The sequence below is a fragment of the Streptomyces sp. NPDC056738 genome, assembly GCF_042790435.1.
Lineage (GTDB): Bacteria > Actinomycetota > Actinomycetes > Streptomycetales > Streptomycetaceae > Streptomyces.
This window is the reverse complement of sequence record NZ_JBHTZF010000004.1, coordinates 303,528-330,396: the sequence shown is the minus strand read 5'-3', so window position 1 is coordinate 330,396 and position 26,869 is coordinate 303,528. Positions and strand designations below refer to the sequence as shown.

The window sequence follows — 26,869 nt, the reverse complement described above, 5'->3', positions numbered from 1 at the left end:
AGAGCCGTCATCAGCCCAAAGCATGCCCCGTCGTCGCGTCCACGTGGGCGGGGATGTCGTCGTGGCGGTCGCCGACCGTGAGGGTGCCGGTCGGTTCGAAGAGGAGGATCGACGCGCCGGCGGGGGCGTACGGCTTGTGCTCGGTGCCGCGCGGGACGGTGCAGACGGAGCCCTTGGGCAGGACGACCGTCCGCTCACCGGCCGGCTCCCTGAGCGTGATGCTCAGTTCGCCCTCCAGGACCAGGAAGAACTCGTCGGTGTGGTCGTGCACGTGCCAGACGTGCTCGCCCTCGACCTTGGCGACGCGGACGTCGTAGTCGTTGACGGTGGTGACGATGCGGGGGCTCCACAGCTCGTCGAAGGAGGCGAGGGCGGAGGAGAGGGAGACGGGTTCGCCGCGTCGGGCGGATGCGCTGGTCATGGATTCATCGTCCGCGCCTGCCCGGGGCCCGGCGAGTGCTAGAAATCGCTCATGCCGCAAGGATCCTCGCACCGTGCCGTCCGCCCGGCACCCTCGGAAGGGCGGGGACCGGCGTCTCGGCCCCACCGCGTCGCCGTCATCGTCGACGAGGGCACGAACCCCTTCGAAGTGGGCTTCGCGACCGAGCTGTTCGGGCTTCCCCGGCCCGAACTGGGGCGCCCCGAACCGCTCTACGAGCTGACCCTGTGCACGCCGACGCCCGGCGTCCGGATGAACCACGGGTTCTTCACGCTCGGCGGAGTGCCCGGCCTCGACGCGGCGGACGACGCCGACACCCTCGTGGTCCCGGGCCGTCCCGACAACGTCGTCCCGCGCCGGGCCGTCGTCCTGGACGCCATCCGGCGCGGCCACGCACGCGGCGCCCGGGTGGTGAGCTTCTGCACCGGATCCTTCGCGCTCGCCGAGGCGGGACTGCTCGACGGGCGCCGCGCCACCACGCACTGGCGCTGGACGGACGTCTTCCGGGAACTGCACCCGGACGTGCTGCTGGACCCGGACGTGCTGTTCGTGGACGAGGGGGACGTGCTGACGGCGGCGGGCAGCGCGGCCGCGCTCGACCTCGGGCTGCACCTGGTGCGCCGGGACCACGGCGCGGAGATCGCCAACGCCGTGTCGCGCCGGCTGGTGTTCGCCGCGCACCGCGACGGGGGCCAGCGTCAGTTCGTACGACAGCCGCTGCCCGACGTGCCCGACGTGTCGCTCGCACCCCTGCTGGCCTGGGCGCAGGAACGGATCGGGGAGCCGTTGACGGTCGGGGACCTCGCCGCGCAGGCCGCGGTCAGCCCGGCGACCCTGCACCGCCGCTTCCGCGCCCAGCTCGGCACGACCCCGCTGGCCTGGCTGACGGCGCAGCGCGTCGCCCTCGCCTGCCGGCTCATCGAACGCGGCGAGGTCCGGCTCGACGTGGTGGCGGACCGCAGCGGGCTCGGGACGGCGGCGAACCTGCGCGAGCGGGTGCGCCGGGCGACCGGACTCAGCCCGTCGGCCTACCGGCGGCGTTTCGGAACGCCCACCGGGGAACCGGTGACGGCATGAGATACCTCGTACGCGACCGGCTGCTCGGTTTCGGTGACGACTACTGGATCGAGGACGACCACGGCAACAAGGTCTTCCTCGTCGACGGCAAGGCCATGCGGCTGCGGGACACCTTCCAGCTCAAGGACACCCGTGGACGGGTCCTGATCGACATCCACCAGAAGATGCTCGCGCTGCGCGACACGATGATCATCGAGCGGGACGGCGATCCGCTCGCGACCATCAAGCGCAAGCGGCTGTCCCTGCTCCGCAATCACTATCGCGTGTCGCTGGTCGACGGCACCGAACTCGACGTCAGCGGCAAGATCCTCGACCGCGAGTTCGCCGTGGACTACGACGACGAACTCCTCGCGCAGATCTCCCGGCGCTGGCTGCACCTGCGGGACACGTACGGCGTCGACGTCGTACGGGAGGACGCCGATCCCGCGCTGCTGATCGCGGTCGCGGTGTGCGTGATCCACCTGGCCGAGAAGGAACGGGGGGACGACTGAGGACACGGCCGGCCGACGGCGGCACGGACGTCCACCGGTCTACGGCGGCGCGGAGGTCCTCCGGTCCACGGCGGGGCCGGCGTCCAGCGGTCCACGGCGGGGTGGGCTCCGGCCGGTCCCGCCGTGGGGCGGGCGCCGACCGGTCCGTGGCGGGGCGCGGGTCAGCGGGTGTCGGCGGGTGTCAGCGGGTCGGGGTGTCCAGGCCCAGCAGGCGGTCCTTGAGGGCCGGGAACTGCTCGCGGGTCTCCGCGACCTTCGCCGGGTCGAACTCCACGGTGAGGATCTCCTCGCCCGGACCCGCCTCGGCGAGGACCTCGCCCCACGGGTCGACCACGATCGAGTGACCGGCCTGGGGAACTCCCGCGTGCGTACCGGCCGTTCCGCAGGCGAGGACGTACGCCTGGTTCTCGACGGCGCGGGCCTGGGCGAGCAGGGTCCAGTGGGAGCGGCGCCGCTCGGGCCAGCCGGCCGGGAGGACGAAGGTCTGCGCCCCGGCGTCGACGAGTCCGCGGAAGAGTTCGGGGAACCGCAGGTCGTAGCAGGTGGCGACGCCGATGACGGTCTCCGGCAGCCGCACGGTGACCAGCTCCGTGCCCGCGCCCATCAGCACGGCCTCGCCCTTGTCGAAGCCGAAGCGGTGGATCTTGCGGTAGGCGGCGACGCGTTCGCCGGCGGGGGAGTAGACGAGCGAGGTGTTGTAGAGGGGGGCCTCGGTGCCGGGGCCGGTCCCGGAGGCTGCGCGCTCGGGGATCGAGCCGGCGTGCAGCCACACGCCCGCGTCGCTCGCGGCCTTGCTCATCGCATCGTGGGTCGGCCCGTCCAGCGGCTCGGCCTGCGCCCCGAACGCCTCGTAGGCGAAGGCGCCGGTGGTCCACAGCTCGGGGAGCACGACGAGATCGACTCCGGCTTGATCGCGTACCAGGTCGGCCACGCGGTGTCTGCGGTCCGCGACCGATTCGTCGTCGTTTACGTCGATCTGGAGGAGCGAGGCGCGCACACTACCACCGTCCTGGCATTCGAGCCGTCCATACGGGCCTACGATCGTCACACGAAAGCACTGCCGGGGTGCCTCACAGCAGCGTAACTTAGCGTCCCAAGACACCCGCTGCCTGTGAAATGCCCGCGTCCAACCGCCCGAGGGGTCCCGTTCCGTGAGTCTGCATCCGAGTCTTCAGTCCTACGCCGACGCCTGGGCCCACTCGATCGAAGCGATATCCGAGCTGGTGCAGCCGCTTGTGGAGGGCGAGTGGAACCGGCGGACTCCGTGCCCCGGCTGGTCGGTCCGCGACATCGTCTCGCACGTCATCGGGCTGGACTGCGAGATGCTCGGCGACCCGCGGCCGATCCACACGCTTCCCCGCGACCTCTACCACGTGACGAACGAACACCAGCGGTACATGGAGATGCAGGTCGACGTGCGCCGTCACCACACGGCGCCGGAGATGACCTCCGAGCTCGAGTACACGATCATCCGCCGCAACCGGCAGCTCCGGAACGAGTCGCGGCAGCCCGACGCGAAGGTGCGCGGCCCGCTCGGCACCGAGGTCACCCTGGAACACGCCATGCGCAACCGCGCGTTCGACGTGTGGGTGCACGAGCAGGACCTGCGGTACACGCTGGGCCGGCCGGGCAACCTCGACTCCCCCGGCTCACTGATCGTGCGGGACCAGCTCCTGGCCGCGCTGCCGAAGATCGTCGCCAAGGACGCGGGGGCGCCGGCGAACTCCGCGGTCGTCTTCGACGTGCACGGCCCCGTCGAGTTCCTCCGCACCGTCCGCGTGGACGCCGACGGCCGCGGCTCGATAGACGGTTCGCCCTCCCTCGGTCCCGCCGTCAGTCTCGCCCTGGACTGGGAGACCTTCGTCCGGCTGGCCTGTGGCCGCGTCAGCCCCGAGGCCGTGTCCGACCGCATCAAGGCCGAGGGCGACCCGGAACTGACCACGGCGATCCTGCGCAGCCTGGCCGTCACGCCGTAGTGCCGTCACGGCGTGGCCCGCGGGGGTCACGCCGGTACGTGCACCGTCTCCACCCGGCTGGCCACGAGCCGCTCGCGCTCCCGGCGGGCCGCCTCCTTGCGCAGCCGGAAGATCTGGCTGAGCCCGAGCGCCTGGAGCACGAACACGCTGGAGAAGGCGATCCGGTAGTCGTCGCCGGTGGCGTCGAGCAGGACACCGATGGCCAGCAGCGTCGTCATCGAGGCGATGAAACCGCCCATGTTGGTGATCCCGGACGCCGTCCCCTGACGCTCCGGCGGGTTCGCCGGGCGCGCGAAGTCGAAGCCGAGCATCGAGGCCGGTCCGCAGAACCCGAGCACCACGCACAGCACGACCAGCAGCCACATCGGCGCGACGCCCGGGTACACCAGCACCGCCGCCCACACGACGGCCGTCGCCGCGACCGTGCCCAGGGCCAGCGGCAGCCGCGCGGTGTGGTGCCGGGCGACGATCTGCCCGTACACCAGCCCGGCGCCCATGTTGGCCAGCACCACGAGTGTCAGCAGCTCACCGGCCGTGGCGCGGGTGAGGCCCTGTGCCTGGACGAGGAACGGCATCCCCCACAGCAGCAGGAACACCATCGCCGGGAACTGGGTGGTGAAGTGCACCCACAGACCCAGCCAGGTGCCGGGCTCCCGCCAGGACGCGAGGATCTGGCGGCGGACGTAGGCGGCGCCCCGGTGCGGGAACGGCTCGGGCCGGTGGCCTTCGGGGTGGTCCCGCAGGAACAGCAGCAGCAGGACGAGGACGACCACACCGGCGGCCGCGCTGCCGGCGAACGCCGCCGTCCAGCCGACGCCGTGCAGCAGCCGCGCGATCACGAGCGTCGAGACGAGGTTGCCCGCCATGCCGACCAGACCCGCGAGCTGCGCGACGAGCGGTCCGCGCCGGGCGGGGAACCACCGGGTGCCCAGCCGCAGCACGCTGATGAACGTCATCGCGTCGCCGCAGCCCAGCAGGGCGCGCGAGGCGAGCGCCATGCCGTACGACGAGGAGAACGCGAAGCCCAGTTGTCCCGCCGTGAACAGCAGGACGCCGATGGTCAGCACCTTCTTGGTGCCGAGCCGGTCGACGAGGAGCCCGACCGGTATCTGCATGCCCGCGTACACGAGGAGCTGGAGGATGGAGAAGGTGGACAGGGCGGAGGCGCCCACGTGGAAGCGGTTCGCCGCGTCGAGTCCGGCCACCCCCAGGGACGTACGGAAGATGACGGCGACGAAGTAGACCGAGACGCCGATGCCCCAGACGGCGATCGCGCGCCGGCCGCCGGGCGGGTCGCCGGGCAGGGTGGCCGGGGAGCTCATCGGACCTCGCCCCGCGCCAGGTTGGAGAACCAGCTCACGTGCCCGTGGATGAGGCCGACGACCGCGTCGGCGTCACCGGCGCGCAGCGCCTGGAGAATCTGTTCGTGCTCGATCAGCGTCTTGGTGATCCGGTCGGGGTGGGCGTGCATGACGGCGACTCCCATCCGGAGCTGCCGGTCGCGGAGCTGGTCGTAGAGCCGGGAGAGGATCTCGTTGCCGCCGCTGCGGACGATCTCGGCGTGGAAACAGCGGTCGGTGACGGCGGCTCCGGCCAGGTCCCCGGCGGCTGCCTGCTCCTTCTGCCGGTCGAGCAGTTCCTCCAGGCGGGCCAGGAGCTGAGGCGACGCCGGTACGGCCTTGCGCGCGGCGTGCTCCTCGACGAGCTGGCGGGTCTCGACCACGTCGGCGATCTCCTGGGCGGAGACCGGCAGGACGAGCGCGCCCTTCTTCGGGTAGAGCCTGATCAGCCCTTCGGCCTCCAGGCGGAGCAGCGCCTCACGGACCGGGGTGCGCGACACGCCCACCGCGTCGGCGAGTTCGCCCTCGGTGAGCAGGGCCCCGCCCTCGTAGCGGCGCTCCAGGACCCCGTCCTTGACGTGGGCGTAGACACGGTCGGCTGCCGGGGGCTGCTTCACGGGGGGCCGCGTCGGCGCGGGAGGGGCTGAAGGCATGCGCACATCATAGATACAACACGTACGCATGCCCGGGGGCATTTCAGCATGCGGACCCCAACAGCCGCCGCCTGTAACCCAGGTCACATGAATTTCATGCGTTTGCCGCACATCCCTTTGGGCGACCCGGGAGTCTGAACGTGGGACGGCACTCCCATGTGCTGTTCTCCCAGGGGCATTTCGCGCATACGGAGCGTTCATTTTGATTACCGGCATTAAGGGCACGCGTTTCCGCAGGGCCGCCGCTGTGACCCTCACGACCGGCGCCGTGCTGGCAGCCGGAGCCTTCGGCGCCGCGCCCGCGGGCGCGGTCGCCACCCCCTCGATCGTCGCCAAGGGCGGCTATCTGATGAACAACGGGACCGCCGCGACCGTCTACAAGAAGGCTGCGGACACCCGGCTTTCCACGGGTTCCACCACGAAGATCATGACGGCCAAGGTGGTCCTGGCCCAGGCGAACCTGAACCTGGACTCCAAGGTCACGATCCAGAAGGCCTACAGCGACTACGTGGTCGCCAACAACGCCTCGCAGGCTCACCTGATCGTCGGTGACAAGGTCACCGTCCGTCAGCTCCTCTACGGTCTGATGCTGCCGTCCGGCTGCGACGCCGCCTACGCGCTCGCCGACAAGTTCGGCTCGGGCACCACCCGCGCCGCGCGCGTGAAGTCGTTCATCGGCAAGATGAACGCCGCCGCGACCAGCCTGCACCTGACGAACACGCACTTCGACTCGTTCGACGGCATCGGCAACGGCAACAACTACTCGACGCCGCGCGACCTGACGAAGATCGCCAGCAGCGCCATGAAGAGCACCACGTTCAAGACGATCGTGAAGACCAAGTCGTACACGGCGAAGACCGTGACGAGCAGTGGCACCACGCGCACCATGGCGGCGTGGACCAACACGAACGGGCTGCTCAGCAGCTACAGCGGCACCATCGGCGTGAAGACCGGCTCCGGCCCCGAGGCGAAGTACTGCCTCGTCTTCGCCGCCACCCGCAACGGCAAGACGCTGATCGGGACGGTGCTCGCCTCGACGTCCATCCCGAACCGTGAGGCGGACGCCAAGAAGCTCCTGAACTACGGCTTCGCGAGCTGACACACGCGAAAGGGGCCTGCCGCGCGGTGCGCGGCAGGCCCCTTTTTCGTCGGCGTCCGGGCTCGGACCCCGGCCGGTCGGGCTAGGCCCAGGTGATCAGCCGCTTGGGCTGCTCCAGGACGGCCGCCGTGTCGGCGAGGACCTTGGAGCCGAGCTCTCCGTCGACCAGGCGGTGGTCGAAGGACAGCGCCAGCGTGGTGACCTGACGGGGCTTGACCTTGCCCTTGTGGACCCAGGGCTGCGGCTTGATCGCGCCCACCGCGAGGATCGCGGACTCGCCGGGGTTGAGGATCGGCGTGCCCGTGTCGACGCCGAAGACGCCGACGTTGGTGATCGTCACCGTGCCGCCCTGCATCGCGGCCGGCGAGGTCTTGCCCTCACGGGCCGTGGCCACCAGTTCGCCCAGCGACTCCGCGAGCTGCGGAAGCGTCTTGCCGTGGGCGTCCTTGATGTTCGGCACGATCAGACCGCGCGGGGTGGCCGCGGCGATGCCCAGATTCACGTAGTGCTTCCGGACGATCTCCTGGTTGGCCTCGTCCCAGGACGCGTTGACGTCCGGGTTGCGCTTGATCGCGACCAGCAGGGCCTTGGCCACGAGCAGCAGCGGATTGACCCGCAGCCCCTGCATGTCCTTGTCCTGCTTGAGCTCCTCGACCAGCCGCATCGTGCGCGTCACGTCGACCGTCACGAACTCGGTGACGTGCGGCGCGGTGAACGCCGAGCCGACCATCGCGTTGGCCGTGGCCTTGCGGACACCCTTGACCGGGATCCGGGTCTCGCGCGCGCCGTCGTAGGACGCGGCCGGGGCCGGGACCTGCGGCTGGACGCGGGCCGGGGCCTGCGGGACCTCGGCGGGGGCCGGGGCCGCCACCGGGGCGGGCGCCTGCGCCGGAGCGGCCGCCGCGTGCACGTCCTCACGCGTGATGACACCGTCCGGGCCCGTCGGGGTGACCGTCGTCAGGTCGACACCCAGGTCCTTGGCGAGCTTGCGGACCGGGGGCTTGGCGAGCGGCCGCTGCCCGCCGGGCGCGGTGCCGTGGCCGTGGCCGTGGCCGTTGAGCTCGCCCTGGATCGCGGTGGCCGCGTAGAGCGTCTCGGTCTGCTGGACGGGGGCCTCGGCACCCTTGCGGGGGCGCCGCTTGGTGGAGGACTCCGCCACGCCGTACCCCACGAGGACCGGCTTGCGGCCCTCGGGCTTGGCCTCCTCGGCGGGGGCCTCCGCGGGGACGGCGGGAGCGGCGGGGGCCTGCTCGGCGGCCGGGGCCGCCGGAGCGGGCGCCGCGCCACCGGACACGTCCACCGCGATGATCACCTGGCCGACGTCCACCGTCGTGCCCTCGGGGAAGCGGAGCTCGCTCACCACACCGTCGTACGGGATCGGCAGTTCGACCGCGGCCTTGGCGGTCTCGACCTCGCAGACGACCTGCCCGTCGGTGACTTTGTCACCCGGCTGGACGTACCACTTGAGGATCTCCGCCTCGGTGAGTCCCTCGCCCACATCGGGCATCTTGAACTCGCGGAGTCCCGACGCGTTCTCAGTCATCGTCGTCACGACTCTCTCCTAGTACGCCAGCGAGCGGTCGACGGCGTCGAGCACCCGGTCCAGGCCCGGAAGGTACTCCTCCTCCAGGCGGGCCGGCGGGTACGGGGCGTGGTAGCCGCCGACCCGCAGAACGGGCGCCTCCAGGTGGTAGAAACACCGCTCCGTGATGCGGGCCGCGATCTCCGCGCCCGTGCCCAGGAACACCGGCGCCTCGTGCACGACGACCAGGCGGCGGGTCTTCTCGACCGAGGCCTGGATCGAGTCGAAGTCGATCGGGGACATCGAGCGCAGGTCCAGGACCTCGATCGACTTGCCCTCCTCCTGGGCGGCCGCGGCGGCCTCCAGGCAGACCTTCACCATCGGGCCGTACGCGACCAGGGTGAGGTCGCCTCCCTCGCGCGCCACCCGCGCCTTGTGCAGCGGACCGGGGATGGCGTCCTTGTTGACCTCGGCCTTGTCCCAGTAGCGCCGCTTGGGCTCGAAGAAGATCACCGGGTCGTCGCTCTGGATGGCCTGCTGCATCATCCAGTAGGCGTCGCCCGCGTTCGAGGGAGAGACCACCTTCAGGCCCGCCACGTGCGCGAACAGCGCCTCCGGGGACTCCGAGTGGTGCTCGACCGCGCCGATGCCGCCGCCGTACGGGATGCGGATGACGACGGGGAGCTTGATCTTGCCGAGGGCCCGCGCGTGCATCTTCGCGAGCTGCGTGACGATCTGGTCGTACGCCGGGAAGACGAATCCGTCGAACTGGATCTCCACGACCGGGCGGTAGCCGCGCAGGGCCAGGCCGATCGCGGTGCCGACGATGCCCGACTCGGCGAGCGGGGTGTCGATGACCCGCTCCTCGCCGAAGTCCTTCTGGAGACCGTCGGTGACCCGGAAGACACCGCCGAGCTTGCCGACGTCCTCGCCCATGATGAGGACCTTGGGGTCGGCTTCGAGAGCCGTGCGCAGCGATTCGTTGATCGCCTTGGCCAGCGCCATCTTTTCCGTCGTCATGGCTACTTGCCCTCCCCGGCGTCCGCGAACGACGCCTGGTAGGCGGCGAACTGGGCGCGCTCCTCGTCGACGAGCGCGTGCCCGTCCGCGTACACGTTCTCGAAGATGGCGAAGTGGTCCGGGTCAGGCATGGCCCGCACGACATCGCGCACCCGCTTGCCCAACGTCTCGCTCTCGGCCTCGAGTTCCGCGAAGAATCCCTCGTCCGCGTGGTTCGCGGACTCCAGGTAGGCGCGCAGGCGCAGGATCGGGTCCTTGGCCTCCCACGCCTCGCGCTCCTCGTCGGCCCGGTACTTGGTCGGGTCGTCGGAGGTGGTGTGCGCGCCCATGCGGTAGGTGAAGGCCTCCACCAGGGTGGGGCCCTCGCCGCTGCGGGCCCGCTCCAGCGCCCACTTGGTGACCGCGAGGCAGGCCAGGACGTCGTTGCCGTCGACGCGGACGCCGGGGAAGCCGAAGCCCTGGGCGCGCTGGTAGAGCGGCACGCGCATCTGGCGCTCGGTGGGCTCGGAGATCGCCCACTGGTTGTTCTGGCAGAAGAACACGACCGGCGCGTTGTAGACGGCGCCGAAGTTGAAGGCCTCCATGACGTCGCCCTGGCTGGAGGCGCCGTCACCGAAGTACGCGATCACGGCCGAGTCCGCGCCGTCCTTGGCGATGCCCATGGCGTAGCCGGTGGCGTGCAGCGTCTGCGAGCCGATGACGATCGTGTACAGGTGGAAGTTGTTGCCGTTCGGGTCCCAGCCGCCGTTGTTCACACCCCGGAACATGCCCAGCAGGTTGGTCGGGTCGACCCCGCGGCACCAGGCGACGCCGTGCTCGCGGTAGGTCGGGAAGACGTAGTCGTCGTCGCGGGTGGCGCGGCCGGAGCCGATCTGGGCGGCCTCCTGGCCGAGCATCGAGGCCCACAGGCCCAGCTCGCCCTGGCGCTGCAGGGAGGTGGCCTCCGCGTCGAAGCGGCGGCTCAGGACCATGTCGCGGTAGAGGCCGCGCAGCTCCTCGGGGGTGATGTCGGCGACGTACGGGTCGTACGTGGCGTCCTTGACCCGCTTGCCTTCCGGGGTCAGCAGCTGAACGAGCTCGGGCTCGCCGCCCGTCGCCCCGGGCGACTTCTTGGCGGCCGCGCCGGCGCTCCTGCTCGCGGCGCTCTTGGTACCGGTCGTACTGGCGCTCGCGGCGCTCTTCGTACCGGCGCTGCGTCGCGGCTTGCGCGCGGCAGTGCTCTCCACGGTCACGTGTGCTCCTCCGTCGGTCCGGCCCCCGGGGTTGCCGGAAGGCTGGGGTCCCCCTCGCTCGCGGTTCGAGCTCGGGAGAGCGGCTCGCCTGTTCCGGCACCCGTGCACGGGGTGGGTGCCACTCGGCCGGGAACAGGCGTGACAGGTGCCCCGGCGAGCGCCCTGCAACTGCCACGTTACCCAGTGCTTCACATTTCTGTGAAACCCCTCCTGACCTGCGATTTTGATAGGAAATCCAAGTACTTGGAAACGTGGATTTCCTACTAGATCGAGCAGATCGGAACAGTTGCTGGTCACAGCACTGGTCACAGCCTTGCAGGGGGCCGGAACCCTGGCACGTTATCCCGGCCACCCCGGCCTCGGGAAGACTTCACCTGGCGCAATGCCGAGGGCCGTGTGTGAGACTGACAGGGTGCGTGAAATCGGGAAAATCATGGTATTCCTCCTCGATGACCACGAAGTGGTCCGCCGTGGCGTCCACGAACTCATCTCGGTCGAGGACGACCTCGAGGTGGTGGGGGAAGCGGGTACGGCGGCCGACGCACTGGTACGGATCCCGGCCACCCGTCCGGACGTGGCGGTCCTGGACGTGCGTCTCCCGGACGGCAGCGGCGTGGAGGTCTGCCGCGAGATCCGCTCCGCGGACGAGCACATCAAATGCCTGATGCTGACCTCGTACGCCGACGACGAGGCCCTGTTCGACGCGATCATGGCGGGGGCCTCGGGCTATGTCCTCAAGGCGATCCGCGGCCACGAGCTGCTCACGGCCGTACGGGACGTCGCGGCCGGAAAGTCCCTGCTGGACCCGGTGGCCACCGCGCGCGTCCTGGAGAGGCTGCGGGACGGCGGCACCAAGGACGACAGCCGGCTCTCCCGTCTCACCGACCAGGAACGCAGAATCCTCGATCTGATCGGCGAAGGGCTGACCAATCGCCAGATCGGGGAGCGCCTGCACCTCGCCGAGAAAACGATCAAGAATTACGTGTCGAGCCTGCTGTCCAAACTGGGAATGCAGCGCAGGTCGCAGGCGGCCGCCTATGTGGCCCGCAAACAGGCGGAACAGCGGCATCCTTGAATGATCAGGGGCTCGCGGCCCCTTTTACGGCTCATGGGCTCTTACGGCTGTCGGCTTGTCGGCCCCTTACGGAGAGCCGAAAGCCGCAAGCAGCGAGCGGACCGAAAGAACGCGATCAGCGAGCGGACCGAAAGAAGCGGACGTGAAGAATCCGCCTCCCGGGTCCGTTCGGACCCGGGAGGAACAGGGGAGGTCCGGGGAGGTCAGCCCCCGACCCCCGCGGCGGGGGACTCGGTGCCGCCGCCGGCCGGCTCGCTGGACTGCGGCTCGTCCGTCGGCGTCGCCGGAGTGCTCGGTTCCGTCGTGGTCGGCGCGGTCTTCGTCGGCTCGCCGGTCGGCTCGTCCGTCGGCTGCGGGGTGGTGGGGTTCCCCGTCGGCTCGTACGTCGGGGGGTTGTCCGTGGTGTCGCCGGTGTTGGTCGAGTCGTCCGACGTGTCGTCGCCCGTGGACTGGTCCGTCGAGCTGTCGCTGGGCTGGTCGGTGGAGTCGTCGTGCTTGCTGGAGTGCGAGACGGTCGGCGTCGGCGTGGTGCCGGTCCCCGAACCCGTGCCGTTCCCGGTGTTGTGCAGCGCCAGCGCGACACCACCGGCGATGGCGATCAGCGCGAAGACCGCGAGGATCCACAGCTTGCCGCGGCCGCTGCCCCGGTTGCCGTGCCCCTCGAAGCCGCCGTCGTCACCGGCCCCGTAGGCCGGGATGAGCGGCGCCGGGATCTGCGTGGTGCCGTAGTCGCCGGGGTGCGGCAGCGAGGCCGTGCCGGCGAAACCGGCTCCCTGGCCGTGCCCCTCGTGCATGGTGACCGGGCCGGTGTTCCAGGTGCCGGTGTGGCTGCCCTGGTCGTACAGCATCTGGAGCGCGTACTGGACGAGGCCGCGCATCTCCTCCGCGGTCTGGAACCGGTCGTCCGGGTCCTTCGCGAGGGCGCGCATGACGAGCCCGTCGAGCTCGGGCGGCACCTCGTGCGAGACCTCCGAGGGAGGCAGCGGGATGTCCTGGACGTGCTGGTAGACCACCGACAGCGGGGTCTCGCCGGTGAACGGGGGCCGCAGCGCGAGGAGTTCGTAGAGCAGACAGCCGGTGGCGTACAGGTCGGAACGGTGGTCGACGGCCTTGCCGAGCGCCTGCTCCGGGGAGAGGTACTGCGGGGTGCCCATGACCATGCCGGTCTGGGTCATCGTCGACTGCGCGCCGTGCAAGGCACGCGCGATGCCGAAGTCCATCACCTTGACCGCGCCGGTCTCGGTGATGATCACGTTCGCGGGCTTGATGTCGCGGTGCACGATCCCGTGCTGGTGCGAGTAGGCCAGCGCCTCCAGCACCCCGGAGACGATGATCAGCGCCTGCTCGGGCCCGGGGGCCTCGGCGTTGATCAGCAGATCGCGGATCGTGTGACCCTCGACGATCTCCATGACGATGTACGGCACGACGCCGTGCCCGACCACGTCCTCGCCGGAGTCGTACACGGCCACGACCGCGTGGTGGTTGAGCCCCGCGACCGACTGGGCCTCGCGCGTGAAGCGCGCCTTGGACACCGGGTCCTCGGCCAGATCGGCACGGAGCAGCTTCACCGCCACGGTCCGTCCCAGGCGCACGTCCTCGGCGGCGAACACCTCGGCCATGCCGCCCCGGCCGAGCCGGTGTGTCAGCCGATACCGGCCGTCGCCGACCAGCCCGCCGTTACCCCACATCTCCGGCGCATCTGACATACCGCCGCCAGTCGCCTCGGGGTCGGACGGGCCCTGAGCGCGCTGCTGCTGTGCCATCAGTCCTCGCCGTCGTTTCTGCCCGCGGTCTGCGCGGTGGTTGTTACGGTCTCCGTCGGGCCACGCTACAGGCTCCACGCCGGGCGCCGGTCCGAGATGAGCGTGAGATGGACCGGCCGTGACGTCCGCCGAAGTCCGTCGGTGCACATTCCGTGTACCGGGCGTACGTCACCTGTAACGCTTCCGCGACGCTTCTTTCTCAGACGGTCACGGAACGGGCACCGAGCTTGACGTGTCCGTGCCCTCGGGCAGACTTGGCCCGGAATAAGCCAATCGATCACCGATGCCGCGGGGGACGCAGAAGATGAGTCAGGACGGCGCACAGGGCCGGTACGCGGGGCGCGCGGTCGCCGGCGGCCGCTACCAGTTGCGCGATCTGCTCGGCGAGGGCGGTATGGCCTCGGTGCATCTCGCCTACGACTCGGTGCTCGACCGGCAGGTCGCCATCAAGACGCTGCACACCGAACTCGGCCGGGAACAGGCCTTCCGCGAGCGCTTCCGCCGCGAGGCCCAGTCGGTGGCCAAGCTCACCCACACGAACATCGTCTCGGTGTTCGACACCGGCGAGGACGACCTCGACGGCATGACGACGCCGTACATCGTCATGGAGTACATCGAGGGCAAGCCGCTCGGCTCGGTCCTCGACGCGGACATCCGGCAGTACGGCGCGATGCCCGCCGACAAGGCCCTGAAGATCACCGCGGACGTCCTGGCCGCGCTGGAGATCAGCCACGAGATGGGCCTGGTCCACCGGGACATCAAGCCCGGCAACGTGATGATGACCAAGCGCAACGTCGTCAAGGTCATGGACTTCGGCATCGCCCGCGCCATGCAGTCCGGCGTCACCTCCATGACGCAGACCGGCATGGTCGTCGGCACCCCGCAGTACCTCTCCCCGGAGCAGGCCCTCGGCCGGGGCGTCGACGCCCGGTCCGACCTGTACTCGGTCGGCATCATGCTGTTCCAGCTCGTCACCGGACGGCTGCCGTTCGAGGCGGACTCCCCGCTGGCGATCGCCTACGCGCACGTCCAGGAGGAGCCGGTCGCGCCCTCCTCGGTCAACCGCTCACTGCCCCCGGCCGTGGACGCGCTGATCGCCCGCGCGCTGAAGAAGAACCCGAACGAGCGCTTCCCGAGCGCCGAGATCATGCGCGACGAGTGCCTCCGGGTCGCCCAGTCGTTCCAGGCCGCCGCCCCGAACATCGTGCCGGGCGCCCAGACGCCGAGCGGTTCGGGCGTCGGTTCCGCCGTCTTCCCGCCGGTCGACCAGGGCACCCCGGCCCCCGGTCCCGTGCAGACGCCGTACCAGCCGAACCCGTACGGCACGCCGGCCCCCTCCCCGGCCTACGGCTACCCGCAGCAGGGCGGCTACCCGACCCCGCCGCAGACCTCCGCGTACTCCGGGCAGCACGGCACCTCCACGCCTCCCCCGTACAACCTCTCGCCCCAGCCCGCGGCCGGCGGCCAGGGCGGCGCCAGGAGCAACAAGGCGGTCGTGATCGGCTCGGTCCTGGTCGCGCTCATCGCGATCGGCGGCCTGATCACGGCGCTCAGCCTGAACGGCGGGAGCGGCGACGACAACAAGGGCGGCGGCGACACCACCGCCAGTTCGTCGACCACCGCGGTCGCGGGCCACAAGGGTCCGGACACGTCGAAGACGATCGACACCGAGAAGTGCACGGACCCGACGGAGTCGTACGACGACCCGAAGAAGATCATGGTCCCGGACTTCCACTTCAAGAACCTCACCTCGGTGAAGTCCTGCTTCCAGGCCGCCGGTTGGCGGATGAAGGAAGTACCCGTGGACGAGAACACCTACGGCGAGGACACGATCATGGACCAGTTCCCCGCCGCCGGGACGGACGTCGACCCCAAGAACATGCCCGAGATCGAGCTCAAGGTGTCCACGGGCAACCCCTCGTAGGGTCGGTCCCCGGGGCTCGCCCGCCTGGTCACCCGGGCGACCGGGGAGTCCGGGCACGGGTGAGGAACCGGGAACGGAATCGGGAACGGGCCCGGCACTTGAGTGCCGGGCCCGCTTCTTGTCGGTGGTGACCGCGCGACGCCGGGGTGACGGGGGCGGTGGCTCGATGACCCGCGCGGTTACAGGTACGGCCCGCCCGAACGGCCACCCGTACGGGGGTCCTCGTCGCCCTCCAGGCCGCCGACACCCGGCGGGAGCGCGCGGCGCATCTGCTCCAACTGCGCCCTGGCCGCCATCTGCTGGGCGAACAGGGTCGTCTGGATCCCGTGGAAGAGCCCTTCCAGCCAGCCCACCAACTGAGCCTGCGCGATCCGCAGTTCGGCGTCGCTGGGAGTCCCCTCGTCCGTGAACGGCAACGAGAGCCGCTCCAGCTCCTCCACGAGCTCCGGAGCGAGACCGTCCTCCAGCTCCTTCACGGAACTCGCGTGGATCTCCTTGAGGCGGACCCTGCTGGCCTCGTCCAGGGGAGCGGCGCGCACTTCCTCCAGCAGCTGCTTGATCATGCTGCCGATGCGCATCACCTTGGCAGGCTGTTCCACCATCTCCGTCACCGGGATCTCGCGGGAGTCCTCGTCCCCGGTGCCGCCGAGAGCCATTCCGTCCTGTCCGACGACCAGGATCTGAGGGTTCTCCTGCGACCGTTCGTTCCTCGGCATCTCCATGCCGCCATTCTCTCGCACCCACGTACTCCATCACGGTGGTGCCCCCCGTACACGGTGATCCACCACGTAGGTGGGCCCAGTTGGCGAAATCAGGGGGCGTCACGGCCTCTGAAGTGCGCGAATGACGTCACTTTCGGTCGAGATGCCGGGATCACGACGTCATGTGAGGCTGGTTGCGTCGATCACGGCACCCGTCTTGGCGAACCGTTCCGGGAGGGGGTCACCGACGTGACTCCAAGGCTGCGCACCCTGCCCACGGCCGGACTCCTCGCGGCGGCCCTGCTGACCGGCGCCGCCCCCGTCGCCCATGCCGCTCCCGCGGTCTTCGGGAGCCTCTCGTCGACGGCCGCGGCCAGGTCGGGGAGCCCCGCGTCCACCGGCGCCCTCGCGTCCACCGCCCTGGGCGGCTCCGGGGGCCTCGCGTCCACGGCCCTGGCCCGTTCCGGAGGCCTCCTCGCGCCCCTCGTCCCGGCCGGTTCCGTGGATCTCGCGCCCACCGCCCGGGCCGGCTACCGGGGCGGCGCGGCCGCCGTCTCGCGGGGGCCTTCGGCTCCCGCCGACAGCTCACCAGCCACGCCGCCCGGCCGTGGCAGCGGCTCGCCCGGTCCCTCCGGCGGGGTGACCACCGAGCCCACCCCGTCGACCTCTCCCGTGCCGTCCGCCCCGGGGACCGGATCACCCCGTCCGTCACCCGGACGGACCACCCCGCCCGTTCCGTCCGCGCAGGGGCCCACCGCCTCGGACGCGGCCGGTCCCACGGCCACCGATCCGGCCCGCCCCACCCCCACGGACGACCCCTCCCGCGCGGGCAGCTACGCGGGCGAGGGACGCGACCGTCCCGGCCGCGCGGAGCAGGACACCCCGGACGGCCGGGACAGCCAGAGCTCCGACAGCCCCGACCTGCAGGACACGGCCCCTGCCGCGGACACCGCGATCACGGAGCCGAGCCAGGTTCCCGACCCCTCGGGCGACAACGCGGCCCCCGTCCAGCAGAGCGTCGTGGGCCCCGGCTCCACGCCCGACGGGAACCTGGCGATCCTGCCGCTGGGCAGCGGCCTGATCCTCATCGGCCTGGGCCTGGCCCTCGCCTTCCTGGGCCTGCGGGTGCGCAACGGCTGAGCCGGGCCCTGGGAACCGGCCGGTACGCGGCGGCTGAGCCGAGTTCCGCGAACCGGCCGGTACCCAACGGCCGAGCGCGCCCTAGGGGGCGACGAGCAGCACCTTTCCGATGTGGCTGCTCTCCTCCAGGACCCGGTGCGCGCCCGCCGCGTCGCTCATGGGCAGCTCGCGGTCGACGACCGGACGGACATGGCCGGAGTCGATCAGGGGCCACACGTGCTCCCGTACGGCCGCCACGATGGCGGCCTTCTCGCCGAGCGGCCTGGCCCGCAGCGAGGTCGCGCTGATCGCGGCCCGCTTGTTCAGGAGGGCGGCGATGTTCAGCTCCGCCGTGATGCCGCCCTGCATGCCGATGATGGCGAGCCGGCCGTTGACGGCGAGGGCGCGCACGTTCCGGTCGAGGTACTTGGCGCCCATGTTGTCGAGGATGACGTCGGCGCCCGCCCCCTCGGTGGCCTTCTTGATCTCCTCGACGAAGTCCTGCTCGCGGTAGTTGATCAGGACGTCCGCGCCCAGCTCCGCGCAGAAGTCGAGCTTCTCCTTGGTGCCCGCCGTCACCGCGACCTTCGCGCCCACGGCCTTCGCGAGCTGGATCGCCATGGTGCCGATGCCGCTGGAGCCGCCGTGCACGAGCAGGGTCTCGCCGGGGCGCAGGTGGGCGACCATGAAGACGTTCGACCAGACCGTGCACGTCACCTCGGGCAGCGCCGCCGCCTGCCGGACGTCCAGCCCCGCGGGCACGGGCAGCAACTGCCCGGCCGGGACGGCGACCTTCTGGGCGTATCCGCCGCCCGAGAGCAGCGCGCAGACCTCGTCGCCGGCCGACCAGCCGATGACGCCCGGGCCGACCGCGGCGATGCGCCCCGAGCATTCGAGTCCGGGGTAGGGGGAGGCACCGGGCGGCGGGTTGTACAGGCCCTGCCGTTGCAGCAGATCGGCGCGGTTGACGGCACTGGCCACCACCTCGATCAGCACTTCGCCCTCGGCCGGAACCGGATCGGGAACCTCGTCCCACACCAGCGCCTCGGGCCCACCAGGTTCAGGAATCGTGATCGCGTACATGAGAGGGACGCTACTCCTGGGAGGTGCCGCCTAGTCCTGCGGCAGGGGCCGGACGTCCGGCGCCTTCCACGTGGTGCGCGAGACCCGCACGATCGTGATCAGCCGGTCCGTCAGCTCCAGCGTGCCGACGTCCGGATCGTCGTATCCGAGCACGCGATGACCTCGTACGACGCTGACCACCAGGTCGGTGGTGTCGCGGGCGTTCATGCCCACCTCGGCCTTCGTGACGGGCCGCTCCACGATGTCGAGCCCGCTGCCCTGATGGATCAGGTCCTCCATGACCATGCCCGCGGCCGGGCTGAGCACGGACAGTCCGAGCAGCCGGCCGGCCGCGCTGGCGCTGGTGATGACCGCGTCGGCACCGGACTGCCGCAGCAGCGGCGCGTTCTCCTCCTCGCGGACGGCGGCGACGATCTTCGCCCCGCGGTTGAGCTGCCGCGCCGTCAGGGTGACCAGGACCGCCGTGTCGTCCCGCTGGGTGGCGATGATGACCTGCCGTGCCTTGTGCAGCTCGGCACGCATCAGCACATCGCTGCGCGTCGCGTCCCCGATCACTCCCGCGTACCCCTCGGCCGTCGCCGCGTCGACCACCCGGGCACTCGGGTCGACGACCACGACCTGCTCCTTCCTGAGCCCGCTCGCGCAGACGGTCTCGATGGCCGACCGCCCCTTGGTCCCGAACCCGACGACAACGGTGTGCTCCCTCAAGGCCGCCCTCCAGCGGTTCAGTCGCCACTCCTCGCGGGTGCGTTCCGTGAGGACCTCCAGCGTGGTGCCGACCAGGATGATCAGGAACAGCACCCGCAGGGGCGTGATGACCAGGATGTTGATGAGCCGGGCGACGTCACTGGTCGGGGTGATGTCGCCGTATCCGGTGGTGGAGAGGGTGACCGTCGCGTAGTAGAACGCGTCGAGCATGTCGACGCTGCCGTCGGAGTTGTCGGTGTAGCCACCCCGGTCGACCCAGACGATGAGCGCGGTGAGCACGAGCAGCAGCAGCGCCATCGACAGCCGCTTGGCCACCTGCCGGATCGGGCGCTGCACCACCTTCTGCGGCAGCTTCACCTGGTAGGTCACGAGGTGTTCGTCCGCCTGGCGGGCGATCGTGTCGTCACCCGGAAGTTTCACGTGAAACACTCCCCGCCCGCGTCCGTGCCCACGGGCACTCCTCGCCCGCCTTCATGCCCCTCAGGCACGCCTCGCCCGGACGCACGCCCCTCACGCCCTCGGCCGGTTCAGGCGAAGCACGCGTCGATCCCCGTGACGGCCCAGGGCAGATCGACGAGGTCCAGCTCCTGCCCGGCACGGGCGCCGCCCGGCGGTACGACCGCGAGCGCGTCGGCGGCCGCGATACCGCGCAGCATCGCCGGGCCGTTGTAGTGCAGCGGCGTGGCCCGCTCGCCGCGCAGCGAGACGGGGATGAGCCGGGTGTCGTACGGGTGCCCCTGCACGGCGTCCCCCAGCGGCAGCGTGTACGGCTCCGGGGCCGCGCGTCCGGCCAGCGTGCGCAGCAGCGGCTCGGCCAGCGTGAGCAGGCCGGAGACGGCGGCGAGGGGGTTGCCGGGCAGCCCGACGAGGTGCTGGTTCTCCTGGGTGCGGGCCAGCAGCATCGGATGTCCCGGCCGCACCTTGACGCCGTCCACCAGCAGTTCGGCGCCGATGCGGCGCAGGGTGGGGTGGACGTGGTCGACGGGGCCGCCGGCCGTGCCGCCGGTGGTGACGATCAGATCGGCCCGGGAGCCGGTGATCGCCTTGTGCAGCGCCTTGGCGTCGTCGCCGAGCCGGCGCACCGCGACGACCTCGGCGCCCAGCGCCCGCAGCCACGGCGGCAGCATCGGACCGAGCGCGTCCCGGATGAGCCCTTCCCTGGGCAGTCCCTCGGTGAGCAGCTCGTCGCCGAGCACGAGAACCTCGACGCGCGGCCGGGGGACGACGGCGAGCGTGTCGTAGCCGGCGGCCGCCGCGAGACCCAGCACGGCGGGGGTGACCAGGGCTCCGAGCGGCAGCAGTTGGTCGCCGCTGCGGCACTCCTGGCCGCGCGGGCGGATGTCCTGCCCGTGCGCGAGCGCCAGGACACCCCGGGAACGGGCGGGTGAGGGCTCCTGCGCGACGCCCGCGTGGAGCCGGCCCTTGTCGTCGAGGCGGCCGTGCTCGCTGCGCAGGACGGCGGTGGCGTCCCGCGGGACCCGTGCCCCGGTGGCGATCCGGACGGCCTCGCCGTCGCTGAGCCGCTCCGGTTCCGCGTGCCCGGCGAGGACGCCGTCCTCCCGCACCTCCCAGGGGCCGGGCCCGGCGACCGCCCAGCCGTCCATGGCGGAGGTGTCGAAGGAGGGGAGGTCGGTGAGCGCGGTCAGGGGTGCGGCGAGGACGAGGCCGAGGGAGGCCTCCAGGGGGACCGGGACGGGGGTGCGGCGGGCCAGGGAGCGGGCGGCCCGCTCGGCGACGGCCCGGGCCTCCGGCCACGGGGTGGCCCGGTGCCGGGTGTGCTTGCCCTCGCCGCCGTCCTGGGCGCCGGGCGACGGGACCGCCGCCGGGTCGGCCGCCTGAGGGCCCGGGACGGCGCGCTCCGCCCGGCCGGGCTCGCCGGACGGTCGGGGGCTCGGGCCCTTGACCAGGGCGAGCGCCTCCTCGACGTCGAAGTCGTCGGTGTCCTGGCCGTCCCGGCTGTCCTGGCTGTCCCGGGTGGAGCGGGCGGCGGTCATCCGGCGTCCGGCTCGGTGGCGGTCGGGGAGGCGGGCGGCGCGGCGGCCGGTGGCGTGGCTTCGGGCGCGTCCTCGTCGGCCCAACGCAGCGCGAGCGCGGCGGCCTTGCGGGAGGCTTCGGCGACCGCTTCCGGGCCTCCTCCGGCCAGCGCGGCCGCGTATCCGACGAGGAACGTGGTCAGGGGCGCGGCCGGCCTGGCGACGCCGTGCGCGGCGTCGCGGGCCAGGTCGAGCAGCACACCGGTGTCGACGTCCAGGTCGATGCCCAGTTCGTCCTTGACTGCGGAAATCCATTCATCCAGCACGTGCCCATGCTCCCTGATGCGTGCGCGAGCGGCGGCGATGTCGTCCCAGGTGTCGCAGTCGAAGGACGCGACGGGATCGGCGATGCGTGTGAGGTCGAGTGCGGCGACGAGCCGCCGCAGCGGCAGCCCCGTGAGGCTCCCGTGGGCGGCGGCGAGCACGCCCAGTTCGCGGCGCAGCGCGTCGGCGCGGTAGACGGCCACGAGCGGCTGGTCCCGCCCCTCGGGATCGACGAGAAGAACGCCGTCGAAGCGGGTGCCGGGGCGGTCGGCGGGGGTGGCCGGCCGGTCCGGACGGGTTCCGGGCCGCTCCGCGCGGGCGTCTGCCGCCTCGTCACGGGTGTCGGGCCCCTGCGCGGGGGTGCCGGGCCCGGCACGGTTCGGGTCCGGTGCTTCGGGAAGGGGCGGGGGCTCGGCCGGGCCGGTGGTGCGAAGGGTGTCCAGCAGGCGCCGGACCGTCTTCTCCTCCAAAAACGGCAGGTCGGCCGAGAGCAGGAGGACGTACGGCGCCGTGGTGTGCCGCAGCCCGGCGTCCAGCGCGGCGAGCGGTCCCCCGCCGGGCGGGTCCTCGCGGGCCCACTCCACGGGGCGTGCCGTGGGCCGGGGCCCGGCCACGACCACCGTGCGGGCGGCGTCGGCGCAGGCGGCCAGCACCCGGTCCAGCAGGGTCCGGCCACCCACCCGTACGCCGGGCTTGTCCTCGCCGCCGAGCCGCCGGGCGGCACCGCCCGCGAGCACGACGGCGTCGTACCCGGCATCGGCGCCGGGGGCGCCGCGCGGATCACGGCTGCCCGGCCGCCCGGTCGCGCCCTCGGGCTCGTACGCGGTCATGCCCCCGAGTATGGGCGCCCGGGGGATCGGTGCCACCCCCGGGGCACGGCACGGTCCGGGGGTGACGGGACCCCGCGTTCTACAGGGTCCGCAGCAGCACCGCCGGCTGTTCGACGCAGTCCGCCACGTACCGCAGGAAGCCGCCCGCCGTGCCGCCGTCGCAGACACGGTGGTCGAAGGAGAGCGAGAGCTGGACGATCTGACGCACCGCCAACTCGCCTTCGTGCACCCACGGCTTGGGGATGATGCGGCCGACGCCGAGCATGGCGGCCTCGGGGTGGTTGATGATCGGTGTCGAGCCGTCGACGCCGAACACTCCGTAGTTGTTGAGCGTGAACGTGCCGCCCGTGAGGTCCGCCGGTGTCAGCGTCCCGGTCCGGGCCGCCTCGGTCAGCCGGCCGAACTCCGCGCTCAGACCCTCCGCGTCCCGGGCGTGCGCGTCCCGCACGACGGGGACGACGAGCCCGCGCTCGGTCTGGGCCGCGAAGCCCAGGTGCACCTGGTCGAGCCGGACGATCTCGCGGGCGTCCATGTCGACCGTCGAGTTCAGCTCCGGGAAACGGGCCAGTGCCGCCGTGCAGATCCGGGCCAGCAGCGCCAGCAGGGAGATCTTCGGGTCGCCGGCCGCGTTCATCGCCCGGCGGGCCCGCATGAGCTCCGTCGCGTCGGCGTCCACCCAGCAGGTCGCGTCCGGGATCTCGCGCCGGCTGCGCGAGAGCTTGTCGGCGACGGCGCCGCGCACCCCCTTGAGGGGGACACGGACACCCGCGGGTGTCGTGCCCCGGGAGACGCCGGACGCGCCGGGCACCACCGACGCGATGTCCGCGTACGAGGTCATCCGATCGGTCGGGGCCTCGAACGCGGGCGCCGTGGCGGGCACGGCGGAGCCGGCGGGCGCGGTCTGCGACTCCGGGCCGGCGGTCGACCGCAGCCGGCCGGTCGCCGCCGCGCGCAGTGCGTACTCGACGTCGGCGCGCAGGATGAGGCCCTCGGGGCCGGAGCCCTCCAGCTCCCGCAGGTCCACGCCGTTCTCCCGGGCGAGCCGGCGCACGAGCGGCGAGATGACCGGCACGGGTCCGTCGCCCCGCGACGGCGCCACGCCGTCGCTGTCGGCCCGCGACGGGCCCGCCATGGACGGCGGCACCGCGCCGACGGGTTCGGGGCGGCTCTGCGCGGGCCGGGCGGCTGACGTGCCGGGGCCGGGCCGGGACGGTGCCCCGGCCGGTGCGGCGGCTCCGCCCGAGGGGCGCACCCTCCGGCGCCGCGCGGGGGGCGCTCCGGTGCCGTACCCCACGAGCACGTTCCCGGAGCCCTCGTCGCTCCGCTCGTCCGTACCGGACCCGCTGTCCTCGGCGGGGGCAGGGGCGCCGACGGCGACGGTCAGCAGGGGTGCCCCGACGGGCAGTTCGGTGCCCTCCTCGCCGAAGCGGGCGGTGACCACGCCGCCGTAGGGGCAGGGGACCTCGACCATCGCCTTGGCCGTCTCGACCTCGACGACGAGCTGGTCGACGGCGACGACGTCACCGACCTCCACCAGCCAGCGGACGATCTCCGCCTCGGTGAGTCCCTCCCCGAGGTCGGGGAGCTTGAACTCCAGCACCTGTGCCATCAGCTCTGCGCCTCCCATTGCAGACGTCCCACGGCGTCCAGGATCCGGTCGACGCCGGGCAGGTGGTGCCGCTCCAGCATCGGCGGCGGATACGGGATGTCGAACCCGGCGACGCGCAGCACCGGCGCCTCCAGGTGGTGGAAGCAGCGCTCCGTGACGCGGGCCGCGATCTCCCCGCCCGGTCCTCCGAACCCGCCCGACTCGTGCACGACGACCGCTCGTCCGGTCCGCCGCACCGACGCCGCGACCGTCTCGTCGTCGAACGGCACCATCGAGCGCAGGTCGACGACTTCGAGGTCCCAGCCCTCGGCCCGCGCCGCCTCGGCGGCTTCGAGGCAGACGGGCACGGACGGCCCGTACGTGATCAGCGTGGCGCTGCGGCCCGGGCGCCGCACCACGGCGCGGCCTATCGGCTCAACGGCCGGCGGCTCGTCCGGGTTCCAGGAATCCTTCGACCAGTACAGCCGCTTGGGCTCCAGGAAGACGACCGGGTCGTCCGAGGCGATGGCCTCGCGCAGCAGTCCGTAGGCGTCGGAGACGGTCGCGGGCATGACGACGTGCAGGCCCGGGGTCGCCATGTAGTACGCCTCGGAGGAGTCGCTGTGGTGCTCGACGCCGCCGATGCCGCCGCCGTAGGGGACGCGGATCGTGATGGGCAGGGGCATGGCGCCGCGCGTGCGGTTGCGCATCTTCGCCACGTGCGAGATGAGCTGCTCGAACGCCGGGTAGGCGAACGCGTCGAACTGCATCTCCACGACCGGCCGCAGGCCGTACATGGCCATGCCGACCGCCGCGCCGAGGATGCCCGCCTCGGCGAGGGGGGTGTCCGTGCAGCGGTCGTCGCCGAACTCCTTGGCGAGTCCGTCCGTGACGCGGAAGACGCCGCCGAGGGTGCCGACGTCCTCGCCCAGCACGTGGACGGAGGGGTCGGCGGCCATGGCGTCGCGCAGGGCGCGTCCGAGCGCCTGCGCCATGGTGGCCGGCTTGAGGGCAACCGTGGTCATCGCCCGGCTCCTTCCGGGCCGTGCGGGCCCGCTCCGAGCGTGCCGTCCGCCTCGGCGTCCAGCTCCGCTCTCAGCTGGCTCTCCTGCTCGAGCAGTTGAGGAGTGGGGTGGGCATACACATGGGCGAACAGATCCATGGGGTCGAGCACCGGGTCCTGGTTCATGCGCTCGCGCAGGTCCGCGGCCATCGCCTCGGCACCGTCGCGCACCGCCTGCAGGGCGGCCTCGTCGAGCAGACCGCGCTCGGTCAGCTCGCGCTCCACCAGCGCGACGGGGTCGTGGGCACGCCAGGCCTCGACCTCGGCGTCACCGCGGTAGCGGGTGGCGTCGTCGGCGTTCGTGTGGGCGTCGATGCGGTAGGTCACGGCCTCGACGAGGGTGGGGCCGCCGCCAGCGCGGGCGTGGGCCATGGCCTCGCTCAGGACCTGGTGCACGGCCACCGCGTCGTTCCCGTCGACCAGGCGGCCCGGCATCCCGTAGCCGACGGCCTTGTGGGCCAGCGACGGGGCGGCGGTCTGCTTGGCGAGCGGGACGGAGATGGCGAAGCCGTTGTTCTGCACGAGGAAGACGACGGGCGCCTGCCACACGGCGGCGAAGTTCAGCGCCTCGTGGAAGTCGCCCTCGCTGGTGCCGCCGTCGCCGACCAGGGCGAGCGCGACCACGTCGTCGCCCTTGAGGCGGGCGGCGTGCGCGAGGCCCACGGCGTGCGGGAGCTGGGTCGCGAGGGGGGTGCACAGAGGCGCGACGCGGTGCTCGTGCGGGTCGTACCCGGTGTGCCAGTCGCCGCGCAGGAGCGTGAGGGCCTGGACGGGGTCGAGACCGCGGGCGACGGCGGCGAGGGTGTCGCGGTAGCTCGGGAAGAGCCAGTCGCGCTCCTCCAGCACGAGCGCGGCGGCGACCTCGCAGGCCTCCTGTCCGGTGCTGGACGGGTACACGGCGAGACGGCCCTGCTTGGTGAGCGCGGTGGCCTGGACGTTGTACCGGCGGCCACGGACCAGTTCCGTGTGCAGACGGCGCAGCAGGGCCGGATCGACCTTGGCGGCCGCGTCGGTGCCGAGGACGCGGTGGGGCAGCGCGTCGGGCAGCAACGGCGCGGGGTCGGTGCGGGGCTGCCAGGCGGGCGGCGGCGTGGGCCGGTAGGCCCCTCGCTGCTCCATGACCGTCATGACGGCACCTCCTCGTGGGAGCGGCTTCGGACGCATCACGGGTGTGATGCGCCTCACCTACCGATTGTTCGGTCGTCGGCACATTTTGGCTACAGGCGGCGCCAGGCTGTGGACAAACGGTTCCGCGCGGCCTGAGATGGACGCAGTACGTCCATGGTAGGGAGGCGGGGGGACATGGCACCTGAACAAATGGCCGAGCCGCCGGAGGCCGGACCCTCCGTGCCGCCCGCCCGTCCGCTCGACGCGATCGACCAGGACATCCTGCACATGCTGCAGGCGGACGGCCGTGCCTCCATACGCTCCGTGGCCGAACGGGTGCATGTCTCGAGGGCCAACGCCTACGCGCGGATCAACCGGCTCATCGAGGACGGTGTGATCCGCGGCTTCGGGGCCCGCGTCGACCACGAACGCGCGGGTCAGGGCACGTCGGCGTACATCACCCTCAAGATCGTGCAGAACTCCTGGCGCACGGTGCGGGAGCGGCTCAGGGTGCTGCCCGGGGCCTCGCACATCGCCCTGGTGGGCGGCGACTTCGACGTGCTCCTGCTGGTGCACACGCCGGACAACCGGGCGCTGCGCGAGCTGGTGCTCACCCGGCTCCAGGCCATCCCGGAGGTGCTCAGCAGCCGGACGCTGCTGGTCTTCGAGGAGGAGGACCTGGAGCCGGAGGCCTGACCTCCGCCGGGTCGGCCCACGCCGCCGACCGGGACCGGCCCGGGCCGGCCCCGCAGGCCCGCAGGC

General features: G+C 72.0%; 24 protein-coding genes. 8 read left to right on the top strand and 16 right to left on the bottom strand.

Features of this window, described 5'->3' with window-relative positions; all coding sequences use genetic code 11:
- Nucleotides 1-10: 10 nt before the first annotated feature.
- Complete coding sequence (locus ACFRIC_RS12580) at nt 11-421, bottom strand: cupin domain-containing protein (protein ID WP_382783490.1); 411 nt, start codon at nt 419-421, stop codon at nt 11-13.
- Nucleotides 422-472: 51 nt separating this feature from the next.
- Here ACFRIC_RS12580 and ACFRIC_RS12575 point away from each other — a divergent pair, with 51 nt between their 5' ends.
- Nucleotides 473-1,516, top strand: coding sequence for a helix-turn-helix domain-containing protein (locus tag ACFRIC_RS12575; protein WP_382783488.1), 1,044 nt, complete (start codon nt 473-475; stop codon nt 1,514-1,516).
- Nucleotides 1,513-2,007, top strand: a complete 495-nt coding sequence (locus tag ACFRIC_RS12570) for an LURP-one-related/scramblase family protein (RefSeq protein ID WP_382783485.1) — start codon at nt 1,513-1,515, stop codon at nt 2,005-2,007. The genes ACFRIC_RS12575 and ACFRIC_RS12570 overlap by 4 nt, the downstream gene beginning before the upstream one ends.
- Before the next feature lie 181 nt (nt 2,008-2,188).
- On the opposite strand, the gene ACFRIC_RS12565 is transcribed toward ACFRIC_RS12570, so the two are convergent.
- The gene (locus tag ACFRIC_RS12565; RefSeq protein ID WP_382783483.1) at nt 2,189-3,004 is read right to left on the bottom strand and encodes a carbon-nitrogen family hydrolase; all 816 of its coding nucleotides are present in this window, start codon (nt 3,002-3,004) and stop codon (nt 2,189-2,191) included.
- Nucleotides 3,005-3,158: 154 nt separating this feature from the next.
- Here ACFRIC_RS12565 and ACFRIC_RS12560 point away from each other — a divergent pair, with 154 nt between their 5' ends.
- On the top strand, nt 3,159-3,983 hold the full coding sequence (locus tag ACFRIC_RS12560; protein WP_382783480.1) for a maleylpyruvate isomerase family mycothiol-dependent enzyme: 825 nt from the start codon (nt 3,159-3,161) through the stop codon (nt 3,981-3,983).
- Between the two features lie 26 nt (nt 3,984-4,009).
- On the opposite strand, the gene ACFRIC_RS12555 is transcribed toward ACFRIC_RS12560, so the two are convergent.
- Complete coding sequence (locus tag ACFRIC_RS12555; RefSeq protein ID WP_382783478.1) at nt 4,010-5,305, bottom strand: nitrate/nitrite transporter; 1,296 nt, start codon at nt 5,303-5,305, stop codon at nt 4,010-4,012.
- Entirely contained in the window at nt 5,302-5,976 is a 675-nt protein-coding gene (locus ACFRIC_RS12550; protein WP_382783475.1) for a GntR family transcriptional regulator, read from the bottom strand. Before ACFRIC_RS12550 ends, ACFRIC_RS12555 begins: the two co-directional genes overlap by 4 nt.
- Nucleotides 5,977-6,178: 202 nt before the next feature.
- Between ACFRIC_RS12550 and ACFRIC_RS12545 the strand changes: the two genes are divergently transcribed.
- Complete coding sequence (locus ACFRIC_RS12545; protein ID WP_382783472.1) at nt 6,179-7,075, top strand: D-alanyl-D-alanine carboxypeptidase family protein; 897 nt, start codon at nt 6,179-6,181, stop codon at nt 7,073-7,075.
- A gap of 82 nt (nt 7,076-7,157) precedes the next feature.
- Here the strand turns inward: ACFRIC_RS12545 and ACFRIC_RS12540 are convergent, their stop codons facing one another.
- From ACFRIC_RS12540 to pdhA (ACFRIC_RS12530), 3 genes are read right to left on the bottom strand one after another with little or no spacing between them, the layout of a single operon-like run.
- Nucleotides 7,158-8,627: a dihydrolipoamide acetyltransferase family protein gene (locus tag ACFRIC_RS12540; protein WP_382783469.1), complete on the bottom strand. Its 1,470-nt coding sequence runs from the start codon at nt 8,625-8,627 to the stop codon at nt 7,158-7,160.
- A 9-nt stretch (nt 8,628-8,636) separates the two neighbouring features.
- Entirely contained in the window at nt 8,637-9,617 is a 981-nt protein-coding gene (locus ACFRIC_RS12535; protein WP_382783466.1) for an alpha-ketoacid dehydrogenase subunit beta, read from the bottom strand.
- Nucleotides 9,618-9,619: 2 nt separating this feature from the next.
- On the bottom strand, nt 9,620-10,849 hold the full coding sequence (gene pdhA / locus ACFRIC_RS12530; RefSeq protein WP_382783463.1) for a pyruvate dehydrogenase (acetyl-transferring) E1 component subunit alpha: 1,230 nt from the start codon (nt 10,847-10,849) through the stop codon (nt 9,620-9,622).
- 412 nt (nt 10,850-11,261) lie between these two features.
- Between pdhA (ACFRIC_RS12530) and ACFRIC_RS12525 the strand changes: the two genes are divergently transcribed.
- Nucleotides 11,262-11,924: a response regulator gene (locus ACFRIC_RS12525; protein ID WP_382783461.1), complete on the top strand. Its 663-nt coding sequence runs from the start codon at nt 11,262-11,264 to the stop codon at nt 11,922-11,924.
- A 203-nt stretch (nt 11,925-12,127) separates the two neighbouring features.
- Here ACFRIC_RS12525 and ACFRIC_RS12520 read toward each other — a convergent pair whose 3' ends face one another.
- Nucleotides 12,128-13,687, bottom strand: coding sequence for a protein kinase (locus ACFRIC_RS12520; RefSeq protein WP_382783458.1), 1,560 nt, complete (start codon nt 13,685-13,687; stop codon nt 12,128-12,130).
- A gap of 304 nt (nt 13,688-13,991) precedes the next feature.
- On the opposite strand from ACFRIC_RS12520, the gene ACFRIC_RS12515 reads away from it, so the two are divergent.
- The gene (locus ACFRIC_RS12515; protein ID WP_382783454.1) at nt 13,992-15,611 is read left to right on the top strand and encodes a protein kinase; all 1,620 of its coding nucleotides are present in this window, start codon (nt 13,992-13,994) and stop codon (nt 15,609-15,611) included.
- Nucleotides 15,612-15,790: 179 nt separating this feature from the next.
- Here ACFRIC_RS12515 and ACFRIC_RS12510 read toward each other — a convergent pair whose 3' ends face one another.
- Nucleotides 15,791-16,333, bottom strand: a complete 543-nt coding sequence (locus ACFRIC_RS12510) for a bacterial proteasome activator family protein (protein WP_382783451.1) — start codon at nt 16,331-16,333, stop codon at nt 15,791-15,793.
- A gap of 228 nt (nt 16,334-16,561) precedes the next feature.
- Here ACFRIC_RS12510 and ACFRIC_RS12505 point away from each other — a divergent pair, with 228 nt between their 5' ends.
- On the top strand, nt 16,562-17,452 hold the full coding sequence (locus ACFRIC_RS12505) for a hypothetical protein (protein WP_382783448.1): 891 nt from the start codon (nt 16,562-16,564) through the stop codon (nt 17,450-17,452).
- A gap of 81 nt (nt 17,453-17,533) precedes the next feature.
- Here the strand turns inward: ACFRIC_RS12505 and ACFRIC_RS12500 are convergent, their stop codons facing one another.
- From ACFRIC_RS12500 to pdhA (ACFRIC_RS12470), 7 genes are all read right to left on the bottom strand, one after another.
- A complete protein-coding gene (locus ACFRIC_RS12500; RefSeq protein WP_382783445.1) occupies nt 17,534-18,514 on the bottom strand; it encodes an NAD(P)H-quinone oxidoreductase in 981 nt (326 codons plus the stop codon).
- A 30-nt stretch (nt 18,515-18,544) separates the two neighbouring features.
- Nucleotides 18,545-19,642 (bottom strand): potassium channel family protein, encoded by a 1,098-nt coding sequence (locus ACFRIC_RS12495; RefSeq protein ID WP_382783442.1) that lies wholly within the window; start codon nt 19,640-19,642, stop codon nt 18,545-18,547.
- Between the two features lie 107 nt (nt 19,643-19,749).
- Nucleotides 19,750-21,216, bottom strand: coding sequence for a molybdopterin molybdotransferase MoeA (locus ACFRIC_RS12490; protein WP_382783440.1), 1,467 nt, complete (start codon nt 21,214-21,216; stop codon nt 19,750-19,752).
- Nucleotides 21,213-22,349 carry an NTP transferase domain-containing protein gene (locus tag ACFRIC_RS12485; protein ID WP_382783437.1) on the bottom strand — a complete coding sequence of 379 codons (1,137 nt, stop codon included), beginning with the start codon at nt 22,347-22,349 and terminating at the stop codon, nt 21,213-21,215. Before ACFRIC_RS12485 ends, ACFRIC_RS12490 begins: the two co-directional genes overlap by 4 nt.
- Nucleotides 22,350-22,428: 79 nt before the next feature.
- Nucleotides 22,429-23,958, bottom strand: coding sequence for a dihydrolipoamide acetyltransferase family protein (locus ACFRIC_RS12480; protein ID WP_382783434.1), 1,530 nt, complete (start codon nt 23,956-23,958; stop codon nt 22,429-22,431).
- Nucleotides 23,958-24,962, bottom strand: a complete 1,005-nt coding sequence (locus tag ACFRIC_RS12475) for an alpha-ketoacid dehydrogenase subunit beta (RefSeq protein WP_382783432.1) — start codon at nt 24,960-24,962, stop codon at nt 23,958-23,960. The genes ACFRIC_RS12480 and ACFRIC_RS12475 overlap by 1 nt, the downstream gene beginning before the upstream one ends.
- Nucleotides 24,959-26,128, bottom strand: a complete 1,170-nt coding sequence (gene pdhA, locus ACFRIC_RS12470) for a pyruvate dehydrogenase (acetyl-transferring) E1 component subunit alpha (protein WP_382783429.1) — start codon at nt 26,126-26,128, stop codon at nt 24,959-24,961. The genes ACFRIC_RS12475 and pdhA (ACFRIC_RS12470) overlap by 4 nt, the downstream gene beginning before the upstream one ends.
- A gap of 174 nt (nt 26,129-26,302) precedes the next feature.
- Between pdhA (ACFRIC_RS12470) and ACFRIC_RS12465 the strand changes: the two genes are divergently transcribed.
- Entirely contained in the window at nt 26,303-26,803 is a 501-nt protein-coding gene (locus tag ACFRIC_RS12465) for an Lrp/AsnC family transcriptional regulator (protein ID WP_382783426.1), read from the top strand.
- Nucleotides 26,804-26,869: the final 66 nt, after the last annotated feature.

Excerpts from the sequence above, each read along its gene's own strand:
- ACFRIC_RS12580 (WP_382783490.1), bottom strand. The coding sequence starts at position 421 with ATGACCAGCGCATCCGCCCGACGCGGCGAACCCGTCTCCCTCTCCTCC.
- ACFRIC_RS12575 (WP_382783488.1), top strand. The coding sequence starts at position 473 with ATGCCGCAAGGATCCTCGCACCGTGCCGTCCGCCCGGCACCCTCGGAA.
- ACFRIC_RS12570 (WP_382783485.1), top strand. The coding sequence starts at position 1,513 with ATGAGATACCTCGTACGCGACCGGCTGCTCGGTTTCGGTGACGACTAC.
- ACFRIC_RS12555 (WP_382783478.1), bottom strand. The coding sequence starts at position 5,305 with ATGAGCTCCCCGGCCACCCTGCCCGGCGACCCGCCCGGCGGCCGGCGC.
- ACFRIC_RS12550 (WP_382783475.1), bottom strand. The coding sequence starts at position 5,976 with ATGCCTTCAGCCCCTCCCGCGCCGACGCGGCCCCCCGTGAAGCAGCCC.
- ACFRIC_RS12535 (WP_382783466.1), bottom strand. The coding sequence starts at position 9,617 with ATGACGACGGAAAAGATGGCGCTGGCCAAGGCGATCAACGAATCGCTG.
- ACFRIC_RS12520 (WP_382783458.1), bottom strand. The coding sequence starts at position 13,687 with ATGGCACAGCAGCAGCGCGCTCAGGGCCCGTCCGACCCCGAGGCGACT.
- ACFRIC_RS12515 (WP_382783454.1), top strand. The coding sequence starts at position 13,992 with ATGAGTCAGGACGGCGCACAGGGCCGGTACGCGGGGCGCGCGGTCGCC.
- ACFRIC_RS12510 (WP_382783451.1), bottom strand. The coding sequence starts at position 16,333 with ATGGAGATGCCGAGGAACGAACGGTCGCAGGAGAACCCTCAGATCCTG.
- ACFRIC_RS12500 (WP_382783445.1), bottom strand. The coding sequence starts at position 18,514 with ATGTACGCGATCACGATTCCTGAACCTGGTGGGCCCGAGGCGCTGGTG.
- ACFRIC_RS12490 (WP_382783440.1), bottom strand. The coding sequence starts at position 21,216 with ATGACCGCCGCCCGCTCCACCCGGGACAGCCAGGACAGCCGGGACGGC.
- ACFRIC_RS12485 (WP_382783437.1), bottom strand. The coding sequence starts at position 22,349 with ATGACCGCGTACGAGCCCGAGGGCGCGACCGGGCGGCCGGGCAGCCGT.
- ACFRIC_RS12480 (WP_382783434.1), bottom strand. The coding sequence starts at position 23,958 with ATGGCACAGGTGCTGGAGTTCAAGCTCCCCGACCTCGGGGAGGGACTC.
- ACFRIC_RS12475 (WP_382783432.1), bottom strand. The coding sequence starts at position 24,962 with ATGACCACGGTTGCCCTCAAGCCGGCCACCATGGCGCAGGCGCTCGGA.
- pdhA (WP_382783429.1), bottom strand. The coding sequence starts at position 26,128 with ATGACGGTCATGGAGCAGCGAGGGGCCTACCGGCCCACGCCGCCGCCC.
- ACFRIC_RS12465 (WP_382783426.1), top strand. The coding sequence starts at position 26,303 with ATGGCACCTGAACAAATGGCCGAGCCGCCGGAGGCCGGACCCTCCGTG.